This is a genomic window from Cupriavidus sp. GW821-FHT07C08 (assembly GCF_059419025.1).
Genome location: NZ_JBWKQZ010000006.1, coordinates 127,227 through 144,414 on the forward strand (window position 1 = coordinate 127,227; position 17,188 = coordinate 144,414).

General features: G+C 69.3%; 18 protein-coding genes. 3 read left to right on the forward strand and 15 right to left on the reverse strand.

Features of this window, described 5'->3' with window-relative positions:
* The 12 genes from AC07UK_RS10260 to AC07UK_RS10315 form a co-directional block, all read right to left on the reverse strand.
* Positions 1-876 (reverse strand): SDR family oxidoreductase, encoded by an 876-nt coding sequence (locus AC07UK_RS10260; RefSeq protein WP_436223958.1) that lies wholly within the window; start codon positions 874-876, stop codon positions 1-3.
* Positions 877-886: 10 nt separating this feature from the next.
* Positions 887-2,038: an acetyl-CoA C-acetyltransferase gene (locus AC07UK_RS10265; protein ID WP_436223959.1), complete on the reverse strand. Its 1,152-nt coding sequence runs from the start codon at positions 2,036-2,038 to the stop codon at positions 887-889.
* A gap of 20 nt (positions 2,039-2,058) precedes the next feature.
* Positions 2,059-3,126 carry an acyl-CoA dehydrogenase family protein gene (locus AC07UK_RS10270; protein WP_436223960.1) on the reverse strand — a complete coding sequence of 356 codons (1,068 nt, stop codon included), beginning with the start codon at positions 3,124-3,126 and terminating at the stop codon, positions 2,059-2,061.
* A gap of 20 nt (positions 3,127-3,146) precedes the next feature.
* Entirely contained in the window at positions 3,147-4,313 is a 1,167-nt protein-coding gene (locus AC07UK_RS10275) for an acyl-CoA dehydrogenase family protein (RefSeq protein WP_035826634.1), read from the reverse strand.
* Entirely contained in the window at positions 4,303-5,094 is a 792-nt protein-coding gene (locus tag AC07UK_RS10280; protein WP_436223961.1) for an enoyl-CoA hydratase family protein, read from the reverse strand. Before AC07UK_RS10280 ends, AC07UK_RS10275 begins: the two co-directional genes overlap by 11 nt.
* Positions 5,095-5,113: 19 nt before the next feature.
* The gene (locus AC07UK_RS10285; RefSeq protein WP_436223962.1) at positions 5,114-6,196 is read right to left on the reverse strand and encodes an NAD(P)H-dependent flavin oxidoreductase; all 1,083 of its coding nucleotides are present in this window, start codon (positions 6,194-6,196) and stop codon (positions 5,114-5,116) included.
* On the reverse strand, positions 6,193-7,083 hold the full coding sequence (locus AC07UK_RS10290; RefSeq protein ID WP_436223963.1) for an enoyl-CoA hydratase: 891 nt from the start codon (positions 7,081-7,083) through the stop codon (positions 6,193-6,195). Before AC07UK_RS10290 ends, AC07UK_RS10285 begins: the two co-directional genes overlap by 4 nt.
* 7 nt (positions 7,084-7,090) lie before the next feature.
* On the reverse strand, positions 7,091-7,891 hold the full coding sequence (locus AC07UK_RS10295; RefSeq protein WP_436223964.1) for a CoA-transferase subunit beta: 801 nt from the start codon (positions 7,889-7,891) through the stop codon (positions 7,091-7,093).
* 22 nt (positions 7,892-7,913) lie between these two features.
* Positions 7,914-8,804: a CoA transferase subunit A gene (locus AC07UK_RS10300; protein WP_436223965.1), complete on the reverse strand. Its 891-nt coding sequence runs from the start codon at positions 8,802-8,804 to the stop codon at positions 7,914-7,916.
* Positions 8,805-8,811: 7 nt separating this feature from the next.
* On the reverse strand, positions 8,812-9,708 hold the full coding sequence (locus AC07UK_RS10305) for a VOC family protein (protein ID WP_494685653.1): 897 nt from the start codon (positions 9,706-9,708) through the stop codon (positions 8,812-8,814).
* Positions 9,709-9,813: 105 nt separating this feature from the next.
* Positions 9,814-10,530 carry an EthD domain-containing protein gene (locus AC07UK_RS10310; RefSeq protein WP_436223967.1) on the reverse strand — a complete coding sequence of 239 codons (717 nt, stop codon included), beginning with the start codon at positions 10,528-10,530 and terminating at the stop codon, positions 9,814-9,816.
* 256 nt (positions 10,531-10,786) lie between these two features.
* On the reverse strand, positions 10,787-11,974 hold the full coding sequence (locus AC07UK_RS10315) for a helix-turn-helix transcriptional regulator (RefSeq protein WP_436223968.1): 1,188 nt from the start codon (positions 11,972-11,974) through the stop codon (positions 10,787-10,789).
* 232 nt (positions 11,975-12,206) lie between these two features.
* Between AC07UK_RS10315 and AC07UK_RS10320 the strand changes: the two genes are divergently transcribed.
* The gene (locus AC07UK_RS10320; protein ID WP_436223969.1) at positions 12,207-13,037 is read left to right on the forward strand and encodes an SDR family NAD(P)-dependent oxidoreductase; all 831 of its coding nucleotides are present in this window, start codon (positions 12,207-12,209) and stop codon (positions 13,035-13,037) included.
* A 43-nt stretch (positions 13,038-13,080) separates the two neighbouring features.
* Entirely contained in the window at positions 13,081-13,980 is a 900-nt protein-coding gene (locus tag AC07UK_RS10325) for an NAD-dependent epimerase/dehydratase family protein (RefSeq protein ID WP_436223970.1), read from the forward strand.
* 54 nt (positions 13,981-14,034) lie between these two features.
* Here the strand turns inward: AC07UK_RS10325 and AC07UK_RS10330 are convergent, their stop codons facing one another.
* Genes AC07UK_RS10330 through AC07UK_RS10340 form a run of 3 tightly spaced genes read right to left on the reverse strand, consistent with a single transcriptional unit; the run spans position 14,035 to position 16,092 of the window.
* The gene (locus AC07UK_RS10330; RefSeq protein ID WP_436223971.1) at positions 14,035-14,793 is read right to left on the reverse strand and encodes an SDR family oxidoreductase; all 759 of its coding nucleotides are present in this window, start codon (positions 14,791-14,793) and stop codon (positions 14,035-14,037) included.
* A gap of 25 nt (positions 14,794-14,818) precedes the next feature.
* Positions 14,819-15,676, reverse strand: a complete 858-nt coding sequence (locus AC07UK_RS10335; protein WP_436223972.1) for an SDR family NAD(P)-dependent oxidoreductase — start codon at positions 15,674-15,676, stop codon at positions 14,819-14,821.
* Complete coding sequence (locus AC07UK_RS10340; RefSeq protein ID WP_058697823.1) at positions 15,673-16,092, reverse strand: nuclear transport factor 2 family protein; 420 nt, start codon at positions 16,090-16,092, stop codon at positions 15,673-15,675. The genes AC07UK_RS10335 and AC07UK_RS10340 overlap by 4 nt, the downstream gene beginning before the upstream one ends.
* Before the next feature lie 208 nt (positions 16,093-16,300).
* Here AC07UK_RS10340 and AC07UK_RS10345 point away from each other — a divergent pair, with 208 nt between their 5' ends.
* The gene (locus AC07UK_RS10345) at positions 16,301-17,167 is read left to right on the forward strand and encodes an SDR family NAD(P)-dependent oxidoreductase (RefSeq protein ID WP_436223973.1); all 867 of its coding nucleotides are present in this window, start codon (positions 16,301-16,303) and stop codon (positions 17,165-17,167) included.
* Positions 17,168-17,188 lie beyond the last annotated feature (21 nt).

Consider the following 17,188-nt stretch of genomic DNA (forward strand, 5'->3'; position numbering starts at 1 on the left):
TCAGCTGCCGTAGACCGGCTGGGGCGGCTGCGCCTGCGCCAGCAGTTCCGCCACGGCTGCGCCCAGTTCGGCCGGCTGCCGGCGCGATCCCTTGTCGGTCCTGGGTCCGGTGCGCCAGCCGTCGGCCACCGAGACCATGCCGCCGGCCGCCTCGAACATGCGCCCGTTAACCTGCGCGGACGCGGCGCTGCCCAGCCACACCACCAGCGGCGCCACGTTGGCCGGGTCGTAGTAGTCGAAACCGTCTTCCGGCGCCCGCATCATGTCGGCGAACACGTCTTCGGTCATGCCGGTGCGCGCCGCCGGCGCCAGCGCATTGGCGGTGATGCCATAGCGGCCCAGCTCGGCGGCCTGCACCAGCGTGAGCGCGGCAATGCCGGCCTTGGCGGCGGCGTAGTTGGACTGCCCGACCGAACCCTGCAGGCCCGCGCCGGAGCTGGTGTTGATAATGCGCGCGTCGACGGCACGGCCGGCCTTGGCGGCATCGCGCCACCGCTTGGCCAGCAGGTTGGCCAGGCAAAAGTGGCCGCGCAGGTGCACGCGCATGACGTCGTCCCAGTCGGCCTCGGTCAGGCTGACAAACATGCGGTCGCGGCAGATGCCGGCGTTGTTGACCAGCACATGGACCTCGCCGAAGGCCTCGACCGCGGCATCGACGATGCGCTGCGCGGTGGCCAGCTGCGTGATGTCGTCGGCGCTGGCCAGCGCGCTGCCTCCGGCCGCGCGGATCTCCGCGCAGACGGCCTCGGCCGCCTCGCGCCGGATGTCGTTGACGACCACGTTGGCGCCCTCGGCGGCGAAGGCCAGCGCATAGGCGCGGCCCAGCCCGCCGCCGGCGCCGGTGATGATGACGGTGCGTGCGTCGCAGATTCCCATGGCGCTCTCCTTACAAGCGTTCGATGATGGTGACGTTGGCCAGGCCGCCGCCTTCACACATGGTCTGCAGGCCGTAGCGCCCGCCGGTTCGTTCCAGCTCGTGCAGCAGCGTGGTCATCAGGCGCGCGCCGGTGGCGCCCAGCGGGTGGCCCAGTGCGATGGCGCCGCCGTTGGGGTTGGTGCGCTCGGCCGCGTAGCCGGTCTCGGCCAGCCACGCCATCGCCACCGAGGCGAACGCTTCATTGATCTCGACCACGTCGATATCGGCAAGGCGCAGGCCGCTGCGCTCCAGTGCGCGTTTGGTCGCCGGGATCGGCGCGGTCAGCATCCACAGCGGGTCGTCTCCCAGCACGCTCATATGTGCGATGCGCGCACGCGGCTTGAGCTGGTAGCGCTTGAGCGCGTCTTCCGAGACGATCAGCAGCGCGGCGGCGGCATCGGCGGTCTGGCTGGACACGGCCGCAGTCAGCGAACTGCCGGGCATCAGCGGTTCCAGCGCGGCCATTCTGGCCAGCGTGGTATCGGGGCGCGGGGTCTCGTCATGCTTCACGCCTTCGCACGGCACGATCTCGCGCGCAAAGCGCCCGCCTTCGATGGCCGCAGCGGCGCGCTGATGGCTTGCCAACGCGTAGGCCTCCATCGCCTCGCGCGACAGCTTCCAGTGATCGGCTATGCGCTGCGCGGCATGGAACTGCGACACCGGCGCATCGCCAAAGCGTGCCTGCCAGCCCTTGCTGCCCGAGAACGGGTCGGCAAACCCCAGCGCCTGCCCGGCCAGCATGGCCGACGAGATCGGGATCTGCGTCATGGTCTGCACGCCGCCGGCAATCACCACGTCCTGCGTGCCGCTCATCACCGCCTGCGCGGCAAAGTGCACGGCCTGCTGCGAGGAGCCGCACTGGCGGTCCACGGTCACGCCCGGCACCGTCAGCGGCAGGCCGGCAGCCAGCCACGCGCTGCGGGCAATATTGCCGGCCAGCGGGCCGATGGTGTCGACGCAGCCGAACACCACGTCGTCATAGTCCTCGGCGGGAATGCCGTTGCGGCGCACCAGCTCGGCCAGCACGAAGCCGCCCAGGTCGGCGCCGTGCATGTGCGACAGTCCGCCCTTGCGGCGCCCGGTGGGCGTGCGCAGGGCATCAACGATATAGGCGTCTTTCATGGTCTTGGTTCTCTTTGGATTCAGGCGAAGGTGGCGCCGGCGCCGATGTCATGCGCGCCGTCAAGGATGTGCGCGCCCATGCGCGCCTTGTGGAAGGCACGGTCGCCCCAGCTTCCCGCCAGGGCCCAGGCCCGCTTGGTGAAGATCTGCAGGTCCAGCTCCCAGGTGTAGCCCATTGCGCCATGCACCTGGATGGCCTGGCGCGCCGCGCTCCACGCGCAGCGCGCGGCGGCCACGCGCGCGTGCGAGACATGCAGGCCCGCATCGGGAAGGCCGTGCGCCAGCGCGGCGGCGGCGCGCAGCAGCACCGGCCGGGCGAACTCGAGCTGGATCGCCACGTCGGCCAGCAGGTGCTTGACCGCCTGGTAGGCGCCGATGGCCTTGCCGAACTGCTTGCGCTGCGCGCTGTAGTCGATCGCCAGGTCCAGCATGCGCTGGGTCAGGCCCAGCTGCTGCGCGGCCACGCCAAGCGCGCCGCGGTTCAGCGCGCTGTCCCACAGTCCGCTGCCGGACGGGATCAGCCCGGTATCAGCGGCCGGCGTCCACGCCAGCTCGAACAAGCGGCGCGAAGGATCGAGCCCGGCGCGCGGCGTCAGCACGGCCTGGTCCGGCCGCAGCAGGTGCACGGCACCCTCGTGCGCGCACAGGATGGCGTCGGCCACATGGGCGTCAGCGACCAGCCGCTCTTGCGGATGCGCCACCGCCACGCGGGCATCGCCGGCGGCGATGCGCTCCAGCAGCGTGGCGCAGCGTTCGCGCGCCGAGGCGTTAGGCGCCGCCGCGAGCGCGTCACGCAGCAGCCCGGCCGCGACCAGCGCGGTGTCGAGCAAAGGCTCGGGCAGCGCAAAGTAGCCGCAGGCCTGCGCCAGCGGCGCCCATTCGACCTCGCCCAGCCCAAGTCCGCCCTGCTCCTGCGGCACCATCACCGCGGTCAGGCCCTGGTTGGCGAGCTGGCGCCACAGCGCGTCGGAGCGGCCGGACTCGGTGGCCCACAGCTCGCGCGTCAGTTCGGGCGTCATCTCGGTCATCAGGAAGCGCCGGATCGCCTCGGCAAACTGTTCCTGCTCTTCGGTCAATGCGAAATCCATGGTGTTTTCCCCGGGTGCCGTCATGCGCGCGGCATGCCGAGCAGGCGCTCGGCGACGATATTGCGCTGGATCTCGTTGGTGCCGGCATAGATCGGGCCGGCCTGCGAGAACAGGAAGCCGTCCAGCCAGTGGCCGAGCGAACCCGGCGGCTGGCCGTCCGGCGCGACCTCAGCGGACTGCCCCAGGATGGCGAGCGCGGTATCGTGCATATGGATGTCCAGCTCGGACCAGAACACCTTGTTCGTGCTCGACTCCGCGCCGATATGGCCGCCGCGCACCAGGCGGCTCGCGGTGGCGTAGGTGGACAGCGTGTAGGCCTCGGCGTCCATCCAGGCGCGCAGCACCGCCTCGCGCAGCGAGGGGTCGCGGTCCGCCGCTTCTCGGTTGGCCTGGTACAGCCTGACCAGCGCGCGCGCGGTTTCCTGGAAGCGCGCCGGCGAGCGCAGCATCAGGCCGCGCTCGAAGCCGGCGGTGGCCATGGCCACCTGCCAGCCGGCGCCTTCGGCGGCCAGGCGGTTTTCCACCGGCACGCGCACGTCGTCGAAGAAGATCTCGGCAAAGCCGGTCTGGCCGTTGAGCTGGCGGATCGGGCGCACGGTGATGCCGGGCGTGTCCAGCGGCATCAGGATGAAGGTCAGGCCATGGTGTCGGGTCGAGGCCGGGTCGGTGCGGAACAGGCCGAACAGCCAGTCCGCCCACACCGCCCGCGTCGACCAGATCTTCTGGCCGTTGATCACATAGTCATCGCCCTGCCGGATCGCGCTGCAGCGGATCGCGGCCATGTCCGAGCCTGCGTTCGGCTCGGACCAGCCCTGCGCCCAGACATGCTCGCCCGAGGCCATGCGCGGCAGGAAGCGCGCCTTCTGCGCCTCGGTGCCGAACTCCATCAGCGTGGGCCCGAGCAGGAAAATGCCGTTCTGGTTGACGCGCATCGGCGCGCCGGCGCGCCAGTACTCTTCCTCGAAGATCAGCCACTCGATCAGGTCGCAGCCGCGCCCCCCCAGTTCGGCCGGCCACGTGACCATGCTCCAGCGGCCCTGGTTGAGCGTGGCTTCCCAGGCGCGGTGCTGGGCGAAGCCCGCTTCGGTATCGAAGCTCGCCAGCGGCGTGCGCGGCACGTGCGCGGCCATCCAGTCGCGCACCTCGGCGCGGAAGGCGCGCTGGGCATCGGTGTACTCAAGCTGCATCGCGCTCCCCCGGTGCAAAGCGGGCCTCGCGGCCTTCGACGAAGGCGGCGCGCGCCTCGCCGGAATCGGCGCTCATATAGGCCTGCAGCGTGAAGCCCTGCTCCCAGCGGTACTTGTCCTCAAGGTTGCCGTCTTCCACGCCGTTGAGCGCTTCTTTGGCCAGCTGCAGCATGGCCGGGCTCTTGGCGGCGATCTGGCGGGCCAGCGTCATGGCGGCGTCGCGCAACTCGCTGCGCGGCACCACGCGCTCGACCGCGCCCAGCCGGTACGCCTCGGCAGCATCGATCATCTCGCCGGTGAAGTACATCGCCCTGACCTTCTGCACGCCGAACATGCGCTGCAGGTGGGCGCCGCCGCCCATGGCGCCGCGGTCGATCTCCGGCACGCCGAAGCGCGCGCAGTCGGCGGCCACGATGATGTCGGCCGCGCCGCAGATGCCGATGCCGCCGCCCAGCACGAAGCCGTGCACGGCCACGATCACCGGCTTGGGATTGCGGTGCACGGCGCGGAAGGTGGCGTAGTTGCCGGCGTTGACATCGACGATGCGCTGCGGGTGCGCGGCCAGTTCCTTGATGTCGACGCCCGCGCAGAAGCCGCGGCCTTCGCCGCGCAGCACGATCACGCGCACGGCAGGATCGGTGCCGAGTTGGTCGATCGCGGCGGCCAGCGCATGCCAGCCGGCGCTGTCGAGCGCATTGACGGGCGCATGGTCGATCACCAGTTCGGCGATGCCGTCGGCGGTGTCGATGCGGAACGGCCCGGTCTTTTTGTTCGTTTGCATGGTTTCCTCTGTCTGTGTGTCAGGCCGCTGCAGCCAGTCCGGCGCCAGCCAGCGCCGCAAGGCGCGCCTGCGCCTGCGCGGCCATGCCGGCCACGATCTGCTCGCAGGATTCGATGGCCCGGATCGCCGCGGCGGCCTGGCCGCTGGGCAGCACGCCTTCATCGGGGCATCCCTCCACCATGGCGCGCTGGATCAGCACCGGCGCGTTGGCGGCCATCAGGGTCTGGGCGGCGCTGTAGTCCTGCTCGCGCATCGCGCGCCAGGCGGTGGCCAGCATCTGCGCGCTGCGCATGCCGGTACGCGCCTGCCATTTGCGCGCGGCCGCCAGCGCCAGCCAGGTGCGCCGCAGCGGACCGGCCTTCTCCAGCGCCAGCAGCAGGTCGTTGTCGATCATTCGCTGCGGCAGGCCGTCAATGGCCAGCGATACGCGGATGCTGGCCGGGTCGCGCACCTTGACGTAGCGCTCCAGCGTTGGCGCCGGCACCGGCGATTCGGCCGACATCAGGAAGCGCGTGCCCATGGCCACGCCGGCCGCGCCGTAGGCCAGCGCCGCAGCCAGTCCGCGGCCGTCGAAGAAGCCGCCGGCGGCCACCACCGGCACGCTCACGCTGTCCAGCACCTGCGGCAGCAGCAGCGTCGTCGGCGTGCCGCCGGTATGGCCGCCGCCCTCGCCGCCCTGCACGGTGACCACGTCCGCGCCCAGTTCCACGGCCTTGGCCGCATGCTTGGCCGCGCCGACGGTCGGCATGCAGACCACGCCAGCCGCCTTGAGCTTGCCGATCATCTTCGCGTCGGGGCCGCGCCCGTAGCTGACGGCGCGCAGCCGGTGGCGGATCGCCATCTCGATCACTTCATCCGCGTTGGGCTGGAACATGTGGAAGTTGATGCCGAAGGGCCTGTCGCTGAGCGCCTTCACGCGCAGGATCTCGCGCTCGACCTCGCCGGGCGGAATGGTGGCGCCGGCCAGGAAGCCGAAGGCCCCGGCATTGCCGCTGGCCGCCACCAGCTTCGCATCCGCCACCCAGCCCATCGCTGTCTGCACGATGGGGTAGCGGCAGCCCAGCAGGTCGCACAGCACGGTGTGCAGGCTCGCGGTGCTCATGCCTTGTCCTCGCCGCCGGTGCGTTGCGAAGCGGCCATGGCGCGCGCGTCATAGCCGCCGAGCTTGTCGCCGCTGACCAGTTCGTTGTGCGCATGAGCGAAGTGGTGCCAGGCAAAGACGGCATCCATCGCGGTGCGCTTGCCCTGCAGGTCTTCCACATGGTTGACCGCCTGCTTGGTCAGCGTCAGGCCCAGCCGCGGCATCTGCGCGACCTTTGCGGCCATGCCGTAGACGGTATCTTCCAGCGCTTCGCGCGGCACCACGCGGTTGACCATGCCCATGCGCTCGGCGCGTTCGGCGCCCATGCGCTCGCCCAGGAACAGGAACTCCTTGGCGATGCGCGGATGCAGCTCGTAGGGATGCGCGAAATACTCGACGCCGGGAATGCCCATGCGCACCACCGGATCGGCAAAGAAGGCATCGTCCGACGCCACGATCAGGTCGCACACCCACGCCAGCATCAATCCGCCCGCAATGCAGGCGCCATGCACCATGGCGATGGTCGGCTTGGGCAGCTCGCGCCAGCGCCGGCACATGCCCAGGTAGACCTCCTGCTCGCGGGCATAGAGGAACTCGCCGCCCGGCTTGTTGACGTGGTCATACCAGAGCGAGGCACGCTCGAACGACTCGTTGATATCGCGTCCCGGCGTGCCGATGTCGTGCCCGGCCGAGAAATGCTTGCCGGCGCCGCGCAGCACGATCACCTTGACCGCATCGTCCGCGGCGGCGCGCCGGTAGGCCTCGTCCAGCGCGTAGGTCATCCTGGAGTTCTGCGCGTTGTGGAACTGCGGCCGGTTCATGGTCACGGTGGCAATGCCGTCCGCGACCTGGTAGAGCACCTCGGCATTGGGGCCAAGGCTGATGGCTTCGATAGCTGGCGTTGTCATGTCGGCCTCACACGCGTCCGGAAGGATTGCCGCGCACGATGGCCGCGCGCAGGTTGTGCGGATCAAGCTGGGCGATCAGTTGCAGCTCTTCCGGTGTCGGCGGCGCCGTCTCCGGCAGGGCCTCGCCGGGTGTATTCGCCAGCGCAAAGCCCGTGGCCGCCTGCACCTGGTCAAAGCTCGCGCCCGGGTGCAGCGAGCGCACGCGGATGGCATGGTCAGCCCCCCCGAAATCCATCGCGCACAGGTCGGTGACGATCACGCGCAGGTCAACGAAGCTGCGCATACCCTCCAGCTGGCGGGCCGGGTTGTAGCCGGCGCTGCAGACCATGTCGACTTCACCGGCGACGAACGCGCGCGTGCTGTGCGCCGGCACGAAGAAGGAATTGGCGTGGTGGATGCTGTTTCCGGGAAAGCCGCGCGCGCCCAGCAGCTGGGTCTTGGGCTGCGCATGGGTGCCGCCCAGGCAGGAGATATTGGCCTGGCCGAAGCGGTCGATCTGTGTCGGCATCACCAGCGCGTGGCGCCGCCCGCCCCACAGGCAGTCGAACACGCGCGAGTAGCCCATCCAGCCGCTGGCGCGCACCTTGTAGCCGGGCTCGCGCGGGCCCAGCGGCACCGGCGTTTCCACCAGGTAGGCCTCGCCGTCGGTCAGCAGCAGGCCCGGGTTGTGCGCAAGCCGCGCCAGGCCGGCGGCGATGCGCGGGCCGGTGCCGATGCCGGTGGCCAGCACCTCGCCGTCGTCGCGCCATTCGCGGGCGGCGGCGGCAATCATCAGCTCGGCGCGGGTGAATTCATAAGTGGCGCTCACGGTCGCTCCTTGGGTTGGCGGTTCAAAGTACCGGCAGCGGCAGGTCGTGCACGTGGCCAAGGCCGCCGATGCGCTCCAGGTAGGCCGCTTCGCTCGCGCCCACCACCTCGTCGCGGTAGGCACGGAAGCCGTCCTCGGCCTCGGCGCTGGCGCAGTACGCCTTCAGCGCGGGCAGGTCCCAGCCGTAGGCCGGCGCGCAAGAAGTGGGATGGGCGCCGCCGGGCACGTGCACCACGCCGCTTACCAGCGAGCGCTCGAAGGCGTTGTTGCGCGCGCGCGCCAGGTCTTCATCCTCCAGGCGCGGGTGCAACGTTTCGCAGCTCACATAGCAGCGGTGCGCGGCACGTGCGAACCATTCATCGAAGAACGGATCGGGCCCGTCGATGCGGGTGTTGCCGAGCACATCGCTGTCGTTCACGTGCAGCAGCGCGGCATCGAGCTCGATTGCCGGCATCGCCACCAGCACTTCGCCATCGGCATAGGGCGAACGCACCGTCTTCAGCTGGGGGTTCTGGTCCAGCACGTCGGTGCCCAGCGCGGCGCGCGTCGGCAGGAACGGCAGGCGCGCGGCCGCCGCGCGCAGGCCCAGTTGCAGCATGCCTTCGTCCAGCTCCGTCACTTCCAGCACGCCGCGCTCGCGCGCCTGGCGGAAGTAGGGCTCGAGCGGAATCACGTCGAGCGAGACGAAGCCGAACACCAGCCGGCGCACCTTGCCGGCCGCGCACAGCATGCCCACCTCGGGGCCGCCGTAGGCGACCACGGTCAGGTCCTTCAGCGGCGAGCGCAGGATCTCGCGCACCAGCGCCATCGGCTTGCGGCGCGGGCCCCAGCCGCCGATGCCGATGGTCATGCCATCGGCGAGCTGGCCGACCACGTCGGCCGCGCTCATGGTCTTGTCGATTGTCTTGGTCATGGTGTGTTTAGCGGTATCCGATGCTGAAGTCGTGTCCCCACAGGCTGACGCGCGTGGCCTCGTAGGCGGCGTGGTGGCTCCAGTCCACCTCCAGGCCGCCGTGGCCGAACTCGAGGTCGAAGCCGCCGGGGGTCTTCATGTAGAAGGAAGTCATGCGGTCATTGCAGTGCTGGCCCAGCGTGGCGGAGAGCTTCACGCCGTGCTGCTGCACGCGGTCCAGCGCGCGGCCCACCTCGGCCATGTCCGGGACCTCGGCCATCAAGTGGATGCAGCCGGCTTCCGACGGCATCTCGAAGATCGCCAGGCTGTGGTGGCGGGCGTTGCCGCAATGCAGGAAGTGGATGCGCTTTTCCGGTTCGGCCGGGTCGTTGGTAAAGCGCACGCGGAAGATGTCGGACAGGCCGAAACCCATCACCTCGCACAGGAAGGCATAGGTCTCGTCGAAGGCCGGCGCGGGCAGGACCGCATGGCCCGCCCCCATCGGGTCCGTGATGAAGCGCGGCACGCCCACCGGCGAGATAAAGCGCAGGAAGTCCGAGCGCATGCCCCAGGAGATCTCATGGCGGTTGCCCGAGGGATCGGCAAACCAGGCCATGGCCTGCACGCGGCGCTGTGCCAGTTCCGCGGCGCTGGCGTGCACGACCTCCACCTTGGCCTGGCGCAGCGTGTCGAGCGCATGGCGGTAGGCCGGCTCGTCGGCCAGCTCCCAGCCCGATGCCAGGTAGCAGTCGCGCGCGCCCGGCACCACCAGGTAGCGGTAGTCGCGCTCATCCATCTTTACGTACAGCGCACCGCCGGGGGCGCCGGAACAGGCCATGCCCAGCACCTGTTCGGCATAATGCCGCCATTGCCCCAGGTCGGTGGACTCGACCACGATGTAGCCAAGCGCACGGATATCCAACATGCCGGTCTCCTCAGGTTCGTTGCCACTGCTGGCTGATGGGACCATTCTTCCGTGCGCTGCAGCCCGGCACATCGTCCAGTGGGACTAGCCGGTCCGGCGCGGGCGTCAGGCCGCTGCCGGGCGCACGAGGTACTGGCTGGTGGGAATCACGTCGATCTTGTCGAAGTCGATGAAGCGCTGGCAGCTTTCCATCATGGCCTGCAGGTTGCGCTGGAACTTGTCTTCGTCGCCGGCCGCGTCGAAGAACGCCTGCGGGTCGGTCATCGCCGCATCGGGAAAGCCCTCTTCGACAATGGCGTCGTAGTGCGGCGCGGCGTAGGTGAGCGGCCGCACCACCAAGTTCTGCACGTAGAGGAAGTTGTCCTGGGTCTCGACCGCCACCGGCGTGTGGTGGCTGTGCCAGATGTCCAGCCAGGCCTGCGGCGTAAGCCGGGGCGGCCGGGTAAGGAAGGCAAGCTGCGCGAAGCCGGGCGTGCGTTCGCCCGGAGCGGCCGGGAAACGAGTATTGCGGATGGGCTGGGACTCCGTCACAAGGTAGCCGGCCATGCGGCCCACGGCGGGCTCGATCGCCTGGTCGAACGGCTGCCGCAGGCGGTCGATGGCGCTGTCCATCCAGACCGAGACCAGCCCATCCATCTGCGGGCGGGTATTCGCCTGGCGCAGGCCCGCGGCTGGCAACACCGCGTCATCCGCCACGTTCACCTGCAGTCCGCGAGCGCCCAGCGCCAATAGCTTGTCCGCAAGCGTCGTGCGCAGCCGGCGCGCGAACTCCCCCGGCTCGGTCTGAGAATCGCGCCAGACGATATAGATGACTTTTTCCATGCTCCACGCTCCCTGGTACAGGTGCCGGCCGGGGCCGGACAGGTTGATGCGTGCGCGGAACAGGACCGGGCGCGGACAGCACGCGTCGCTGCGTCCGTCTGAGGTGCCATCCGTGTGCCGCGCCCGCTTGTCGGATGCATGCTAGGGGCGCGGATGGCGGGTCTCATCCTCCATTCGGACTAGGAGGACCGATCATCGGGCCATAAGGGAGTTACGCGTGTGCTGGAACACGCGTGCGTGGATGACGCCCTGGCGCTCAGCCGAGCGTCACCACACTGCTCAGCAGCATGCGCACCAGCGTGGCCTGCCGCGTGACCCCGGTCTTGGAGAAGATCGCGCGCAGGTGGGCACGCGCCGTGTTCTTGCTGGTGCCCAGCGCCTCGGCGGCTTCGTCAAGCGTCATGCCGTCGGCAAGCACCAGCGCCAGCGCGGTTTCAGCGGGCGTGAGGTCGAACAGCTTGCGCACCACCTCGTGCGAGGCGCGCGACTTGCGCTCGGGATCGCGGATAAAGACCGCGCAGGCCGGGCGATGGCGGTGGTCTTCGGACCATTCGCTGAGCGGAATGGTGCGAATCAGCACGCCGAGCTTGCCGCGCCCCGAGGGGCGGGTGATCGACATGGCTTCGGCCAGCGCCGGCGCGCTGCCGTGGTGCCCCATCTGGGCGCGGCGCAGCAGGTACTGGAACTTGCGGCTTTCCTGTGCGTAGGCGATCTCGAAGTTGCCGCCATTGAGGCGGATGCCGTCGTTCTCCGCCAGGATCTCGTCGGCTTCCGCATTCTTCTTCAGGATTGCGCCGGCTGCGTCGAGGATGACCATGCCCACCAGCATCCGGTCGATCGCGCCCGCATAGAGGCTGCGCTCCGATTCGACCACATCCAGCCTGGAATGCAGCCGGACCGCGCGCCTCAGGTGCGGCAGGATGGTGGCGCACGCCGCCTTGTCCACCTCGGAGAAGTCCTGCGCGTCGTGCTGGCGGCAGACGCGCAGCCGGCACTCGACCCCGTCTTCGGTGCGGATGTCAGCGCCCAGCAGGTAACGCACGCCAAGCGGCTGCAGGAACTGCCGGTAGATCTCGCTGCGGCACCAGTTGCCGGCGCCCATTGCTTCGTCGACCGTCACGGCCCGGTCGGTGGGCAGGTTGATAAAGGGATCGATGGCGTAGTAGTAGGTGTTGTACGACGCCTCGGCCTCCAGCGAAGTGCCGTCCTGCGACGCATGCACCGCGATGCCACTGCGGTCGCTCGCGGGCGAGCGCAGGATAAAGCTCACATAGCTGGCACCAAGTTGCTTGCGCAGCATTTCCAGCGCGCGGCCCCAGGGCACGGGTTCCATCGGCCCTTCGTAGACCGCCGCCAGCAGCGCGCTAAATTGCGGCAGGCTCAGTCCGGACTGCGCAAACCAGGGCGACGCTACCCCTTGCGCCTCAACGGTCGCCATCAACATTGTCTGTCTCCTGTTTCCACACCCCATGCGTGGACTGACCGGTGCTCTGCGGCACCTGGGCAGCGCAGATTATAGGGAGGCTGCCTGCCGATGTCCGGCGCGCGGCGCTCGTGTTCGCACTGGTTTGCGCCATCTCAGTGTTTTCCCTGACCTGCAATCGGACGATGCCGGTCCCGCCTGCCGCCGATCAAATGGCCGCACACCACAGTGCAACCGAAGGAGAACGACTCAGATGGATTTCACCGACAAGACCGTGCTGGTCACCGGCGGCGGCGCCGGCATCGGGCTCGCCACCGCGCAAGCCTTCCTGGAACAGGGTGCGCGCGTGGCGCTGATCGAGATCGACGCACAGCGCGCCGGGCAAGCCCGGGAGTTGCTGAACAAGCCCGGCACGGAAGTGCTGGTGGTACAGGGCGATGCCACCGATGCCGGCACCGTGCGCGAACTGGCTGCGCATGTCGAACAGCGCTTCGGCGTGCTGGACGTACTGGTCAACAACGTCGGCGATTTCCTGCGCATCGCCAAGCCGTTCGAGCACTATGCCGACGACGAGATCACCAGCCTCTACGCCGCCAACCTGGGCCACGTCTTCACCGTCACGCGCGCCATGCTGCCGCTGCTGCGGCGCAGTGCCGCCGGCAGCATCGTCACGGTGTCGTCGATCGAGGGCTTCCGCGGCATTCCGTACTGCAGCGTCTACGGCGCCTTCAAGGCCGCCATCACCGGCTTCACGCAGAGCCTGGCGCTGGAGCTGGCCCCGGCGGGCATCCGCGTCAACCTGATCGCCCCCGAGACCACCGAAACGCCGCAGGTTCCGGTATCGCAGATGGTCGCGGCGGAACACCAGCACCATATCCCGCGCTGGATTCCGCTGGGCCGCTTCGGTACGCCGCGCGACATTGCCGACGGCATCCTGTTCCTGGCCAGCCCGCGCGCGGCCTGGATCACCGGCACGGCGCTGCATGTCAATGGCGGCGCCCTGGCCGCGGCCGGCTGGTATCGCGACCCCAAGGGCGCGTGGACCAACATGCCGGTCATCGGCGGCAACGGCATGAACCTCTGATGGCCGCGCACCGCGGCCACACCACCCCACCAAGGAGACAAGCATGAAGATACTGATCGTCGGCGGCACCGGCATGATCGGGGGCCACGCGGCCCTGCACCTGCGCAGCCGCGGGCACGAGGTCACCATCGCGGGGCGCAACCGCCCCGCGCCTGGCACGGCGCTGGGCGGGCTGGACTTCCTGCGCTGCGACTACATCGCCAACGACGTGCCGGCCGCGCAGCTCGGCGCCTTCGACGCGCTGGTCTTCGCTGCCGGCAACGATGTGCGTCACGTGCCGCCCGGCGGCGACGAAGCCGCGCACTGGGAGCGCGCCAACATCGAGGGCGTGCCGCGTTTCCTGCGCGCGGCGCGCGATGCCGGGATCCGGGTCGCCGTCCACGTCGGCAGCTTCTACCCGCAGGCGCAGCCGCAGCTGGCCGAGGACAACGCCTATATCCGCTCGCGCAAGCTGGCCGACGAAGCCGTGCGCGCGCTGGCCACCGATGCCTTCCGCGTGAGCAGCGTGAACGCGCCGTTCGTCGTGGGCACGGTGCCGGGCCTGATGGTCCCGATGTTCAAGGCCTATACCGACTACGCCCGCGGCAACTTTGCGCCGATGCCGGATTTCGCGCCGCCCGGCGGCGTCAATTTCATCTCGGCCACTTCGCTCTCGGAAGCGATCGAAGGCGCCCTGTTGCGCGGTGAAAACGGCAAGGCTTACCTGGTAGGGGACGAGAACCTGTCGTTCCAGGACTATTTCGGTGCCTTCTTCCGCGACGCGGGCCGCCCGGTGCCGCCTGTCATCGACCAGGAGCATCCGTTGCTGCCGGACTCGGCCATCTGCTTCGGCCGGGGCAACACCCTCTACTATGAGCCGGACGCGGCCGAGGCCGCCCTGCTCGGCTATCGCCGCCGCGACATCCTGCGCACGGTCGGCGAGATCGTGACGCAGTACAGCTAGCCGTACGCTGCGGCGGCCCGCGCAAGCAGGCCGCCGCAGCCGGCCTTACAGGCTTTATAGCCCCGAGATCAACTGCGCGTTATCGATGCGCAATTCGGCGCCATTGATAAAGCGCGACGCGTCCGAAGCCAGGAACAGGACCAGGTTGGCCACATCCTCCGGCTGGCACATGCGTGCCATCGGGTCCGTGCCGATACCGAGCGTGGCCGGATCCAGGTCCGGCACCAGCGCCTGCGTCATCGGCGTCCAGACGCCATCGGGATGGATCGAGTTGCAGCGGATCCGGTAGCCGCTTTGCTTGCAGTGCACGGCCACGCTGCGCGTCAGCGCGGTAACGGCGCCCTTGGCGCCGCTGTACGCGCACATCATCGGCAGCCCGCCCAGCGCCGCCACCGACGACATCACCACGATGGAGCCCCCGGCGGGGTTGCCCTTCATTGCCTGCACACCGAACCTGCAGCCCAGGAAATAGCCGTCGGCATTGACGCGCATGACCTGCCGCCAGCTGTCGAGCGAGGTTTCCTCGATTGACCCGAGCGGACAGATGGCCGCATTATTGACCAGCACGTCGAGCCGGCCGAAGCGGTCCTGTGTGGCGGCCATGGCTTTGCGCCAGTCCTCCTCGCTGGCAATATCGTGGCGCACGAACATGGCCGCATCCCCGATCTCGCGGGCCAGTGCCTGCCCGGCCTCCTGGTTGACATCGCTGATGACCACGCGCGCGCCTTCGGCCGCCAGCAGCAGCGCGTCGGCGCGTCCGACCCCGCTGGCCGCGCCGGTCACCAGCGCAACCTTGTCCCTGACTTGATGCATTGCTTCTCTCCTTGGGTTGCCGGCTTCAGCCGGCTTCGGGAATCCTGCCGGCCAGCACGGCCTGCAGCGCGGCTTCGCCATACACCGCAGCCACGGTTTCATCGAGGATGGGATTGCCGCGCAGCTCGCTGCCGCCGTCCACGGCGATGCTCTGTCCGGTCACCCAGCCCGATTCCGGTCCCGCCAGGTAGCGCACCGCGCTGGCAATGTCGTCCGGTTCGCCGGCGCGGCCCAGCGGCATCTGCGCGACGAACTTGTCGAGCATGGCCGGGTTGTCGAACATCGGCCCGGTCGCGCCGGAGCGGGTGAGCCCCGGCCGCACCGCATTGACGCGGATGCCGCATCCCGCCAGCTCCTCGGCCGCGGCGCGCACGAACGCTTCCAGCCCCGCCTTGGCGGCGCAGTATGCCGACAGCCAGCGGCAGGTCATACGCGCCGCGTTCGACGAGATACAGACGATCGCGCCGCCACGCGGTGCCATCAGCGGCGACGCGTGGCGCACCGCCAGGAATGCGCTGGCGATGTTCAGCTCCAGTTCCGCCATCAGCGAGGCGGCGTCATGCATCAGCAGCGGACGGAAACCGCCGCCGCCAACGGTCGCGACCACGATATCGAGGCGGCGCTCCAGCGCCCAGGCCTGCTGCAGCGCGGCCTGCACGTCATCCTCGCGGCAAGCGTCGCCGACGCTGATTGCCACCGTGGCGCCGGCCACCTGCGCGCACAGGCTGCGCCGTGCCGCTTCCAGCGCTTCGCGCCGCCGCCCCATGAGGACCACCGCCGCGCCGTCGCGCAGCAGCGCCAGCGCGCTGGCCGCGCCGATGCCGCCGGCGCCGCCGGTGACGAGGGCCGTCTTGCCTTCCAGTACACGAGTCGTCGTCATCATGCCCCCCGCAGCGGCAGGTCCTGCGTCCAGTCCACCACCAGCTCGCGCGCGGCAATGCGCCACTGGCCGTCGCGCCGCACGAAGCGGTCCTGGTAGCGGATGCCCCAGTCCAGCTTGCGCGGCACGCCGTCCTGCTCGTACAGGTGGTTGGCCACGCAATAGGTCTCGCCGGTCGCGGTATCGCCATCGACTTCGACCAGTTGCTGGTGCACGTGATGCTGCGTGGCGCTGTACTGGCCGAGCGATGCCATGCCGTCAGCAATCGCCTGCGCTCCGTCCATGCGGAAGCCCGGCCCGCTCAGCCATGCATCCGCCGTGAACAGCGCTGCCAGTTTCGGAAAATCGCGCCGGTCCACCGCCTGCGCATAGCGGCAGGTCAAGGCATGGATGGCTTCCTTGCACTCCAGTTCAGACATGGCCAGTCTCACTCCTTGTTGTGACCGCCAGCGCCGCGATATGCAGCGCAGGCAGTCGTTGGGATGGGGACTATCGTCGGCCTTGCCGCGCCGGGGGCCATCGTCCGCATGGAGTATCCGGACCGGGTACCGCGTAGTCCGAACGAAGGATGTAACGACGCCGCGCCCGCCCCAAGCTTCGATGACATCACTGACACAGGAGACACACATGAAGCAGGCGGAACAGGCCATCGTCGCCGTCGTCACGGGCGGCTCGCGCGGTGCCGGCAAGGGCATCGCGCTGGCGCTCGGCGCGGCAGGCGCTACGGTGTACGTGACCGGACGCACGGAGCAGGAAGGCAGCGCGCCGCTGCCCGGCACCATCCACGCCACGGCGCGCGAGATCGATGCGCTGGGCGGGCGCGGCATCGCGCTCGCGTGCGACCACCGCGACGATGCGCAGGTGGCACGCCTGTTCGGGCGTGTGCGCGAGGAATCCGGTCGGATCGACATCCTGGTCAACAATGCGACCTTCCTGCACGACGAGCTCATCATGCCGGGGCCGTTCTGGCAGAAGCCGCTGGAGATGGCCGGCATCCTCGACGTGGGCCTGCGCTCCGGTTACGTGGCCAGCTGGCATGCCGCGCCCATCATGGCCGCGCAGGGCCGCGGGCTGATCGTGTTCACCTCGTCATTTGGCGCCAACTGCTATATGCACGGTCCGGCCTATGGCGCGCAGAAGGCGGGCATCGACAAGTTCGCGCACGACATGGCGGTCGACCTGCGGCCCTACGGCGTCGCGGCGGTGTCGCTGTGGATGGGGCCGCTGCGCACTGCCCGCACGCTGCGGGTATGGGAGAAGCATCCGGACAAGTACGCGGGCTTCGCGCCGGTGGCGGAGACGCCGGAGTTCACCGGGCGGATTATCGATGCGCTGTACCGCGACCCCGCGTTGATGGATAAGTCCGGCCGGGTGCTGATCGGCGCCGAGGCGGCGCTGGCCTATGGCATCGTCGATGCGGAGAGGGTGCAGCCGCCGTCGTACCGGCAGGCACTGGGCGGGCCCCCGCCGGTGCATCCGGCGATTGTGGAATAGGGTTGGATCTGCGAGAGCGTT

Bases quoted from the DNA above. Each gene is read 5' to 3' on its own strand.
- AC07UK_RS10260 (WP_436223958.1), bottom strand. From the start codon at position 876: ATGGGAATCTGCGACGCACGCACCGTCATCATCACCGGCGCCGGCGGC.
- AC07UK_RS10265 (WP_436223959.1), bottom strand. From the start codon at position 2,038: ATGAAAGACGCCTATATCGTTGATGCCCTGCGCACGCCCACCGGGCGC.
- AC07UK_RS10270 (WP_436223960.1), bottom strand. From the start codon at position 3,126: ATGGATTTCGCATTGACCGAAGAGCAGGAACAGTTTGCCGAGGCGATC.
- AC07UK_RS10275 (WP_035826634.1), bottom strand. From the start codon at position 4,313: ATGCAGCTTGAGTACACCGATGCCCAGCGCGCCTTCCGCGCCGAGGTG.
- AC07UK_RS10280 (WP_436223961.1), bottom strand. From the start codon at position 5,094: ATGCAAACGAACAAAAAGACCGGGCCGTTCCGCATCGACACCGCCGAC.
- AC07UK_RS10285 (WP_436223962.1), bottom strand. From the start codon at position 6,196: ATGAGCACCGCGAGCCTGCACACCGTGCTGTGCGACCTGCTGGGCTGC.
- AC07UK_RS10290 (WP_436223963.1), bottom strand. From the start codon at position 7,083: ATGACAACGCCAGCTATCGAAGCCATCAGCCTTGGCCCCAATGCCGAG.
- AC07UK_RS10300 (WP_436223965.1), bottom strand. From the start codon at position 8,804: ATGACCAAGACAATCGACAAGACCATGAGCGCGGCCGACGTGGTCGGC.
- AC07UK_RS10305 (WP_494685653.1), bottom strand. From the start codon at position 9,708: ATGTTGGATATCCGTGCGCTTGGCTACATCGTGGTCGAGTCCACCGAC.
- AC07UK_RS10310 (WP_436223967.1), bottom strand. From the start codon at position 10,530: ATGGAAAAAGTCATCTATATCGTCTGGCGCGATTCTCAGACCGAGCCG.
- AC07UK_RS10315 (WP_436223968.1), bottom strand. From the start codon at position 11,974: ATGTTGATGGCGACCGTTGAGGCGCAAGGGGTAGCGTCGCCCTGGTTT.
- AC07UK_RS10320 (WP_436223969.1), top strand. From the start codon at position 12,207: ATGGATTTCACCGACAAGACCGTGCTGGTCACCGGCGGCGGCGCCGGC.
- AC07UK_RS10325 (WP_436223970.1), top strand. From the start codon at position 13,081: ATGAAGATACTGATCGTCGGCGGCACCGGCATGATCGGGGGCCACGCG.
- AC07UK_RS10330 (WP_436223971.1), bottom strand. From the start codon at position 14,793: ATGCATCAAGTCAGGGACAAGGTTGCGCTGGTGACCGGCGCGGCCAGC.
- AC07UK_RS10335 (WP_436223972.1), bottom strand. From the start codon at position 15,676: ATGATGACGACGACTCGTGTACTGGAAGGCAAGACGGCCCTCGTCACC.
- AC07UK_RS10340 (WP_058697823.1), bottom strand. From the start codon at position 16,092: ATGTCTGAACTGGAGTGCAAGGAAGCCATCCATGCCTTGACCTGCCGC.
- AC07UK_RS10345 (WP_436223973.1), top strand. From the start codon at position 16,301: ATGAAGCAGGCGGAACAGGCCATCGTCGCCGTCGTCACGGGCGGCTCG.